Source organism: Vibrio cincinnatiensis (genome assembly GCF_022113815.1).
GTDB classification, from domain to species: domain Bacteria; phylum Pseudomonadota; class Gammaproteobacteria; order Enterobacterales; family Vibrionaceae; genus Vibrio; species Vibrio cincinnatiensis_A.
On sequence record NZ_SGOM01000056.1, the window covers coordinates 1 to 1,349 of the forward strand.

Sequence of the window (1,349 nt, forward strand, 5' to 3'; positions counted from 1 at the left end):
GCGAAATTGGTAGACGCACCAGATTTAGGTTCTGGCGCCGCAAGGTGTGAGAGTTCAAGTCTCTCCTTCCGCACCATTATTAAACAACCCAGCTTAGGCTGGGTTTTGTTTTTTCTGTTCAGTCATCTCCCTCTTAAGAATAAGTAACTTTTCATCAAGAATAAGCCCCAAACCACATTATAATCTTATTTAAGAACAACTAAGAATCCAATCATCTCATCCTAACCTATACCCTATCCAAGGTATCATTGAGTGCTATAACGATTTTACCGTGGTAAGGCTTCGTTCAATCACAGAAACCTTATCATTCAATTACTGAGGATAAATAGATGCAAGTGGAGAGCATCGTAACCTAACAATAAACAACCATACCTAAGATCATTCAACCTCTTTTCAATCGAGATTTACTAGGTTTAGAGGCAACGCTATGCCCGCACAGACACACAGACACACAGACACACAGACACACAGACACACAGACACACAGACACACAGACACACAGACACAATCTTATGATAATGCATTGATCTGTAAAGTAAAAAATCGGTAGATAATTTTCAGGTATAAAAAAATCCAGCCGAAGCTGGATTTTTGTCATTTGACGCTATTAGCCAAGTAGGCTTAATGCCGCATTGGGTGCTTGTTTCGCTTGAGCAAGCACTGAACTTGATGCTTGACCCAGGATTTGTGCTTTCGTTAATGCTGTTGTCTCTTTCGCAAAATCGGTATCTTTGATTCGGCTCTTAGACGCATTCACGTTTTCATTGATGTTGTCTAGGTTATTGATAGCATGACCAAAACGGTTTTGGAATGCGCCCAGTTCAGCACGGTGGCTATCCACATACTTAAGCGCTGCATCCACAACGGCTACCGCTTCTTGTGCACCGCCAACGGTGGTCACATCAATACTATTGATCGTTACTTCAGATGGACCAGACATACCTAGATCGGTCGCTAGAGTACCACCAAATGCAACGGTTTCAACTCCATCTTTATTGCTAGCAAAAACTTGCAGTTGGCCATCTTCATTTACAGAAGCTTGTACCGCATCCGTTTGGCCATTGATATAAGTAGCAAGCTCTTCAATATCGTCACCTTCTTTCGCTTCGATAGAGATAGGGGCAAGAGTGTTACCATCTTTATCGGTAATCGTGATGGTAAGTTCATTACTACCATCAGCCGCACGCCAATCTTTCCAGTTTTTATCTGTATCACCGCCGGGGTTCGCCTGTGCTACATAACTATTCCCGCCCATCATTTCATTATCGCTACGCATGTCTTTCATGGTCAGCATTACGGCTTCACCGCTTTGTGAACCAATTTGGAACGCTTTAGTTTGGAACGTACC

General features: G+C 42.8%; 1 protein-coding gene. It reads right to left on the reverse strand.

Features of this window, described 5'->3' with window-relative positions; all coding sequences use genetic code 11:
• Positions 1 to 608: 608 nt before the first annotated feature.
• Positions 609 to 1,349, reverse strand: a 741-nt coding sequence (locus EXA13_RS16540) for a flagellin (RefSeq protein WP_269137013.1), incomplete at its 5' end; no start/stop codon positions are given.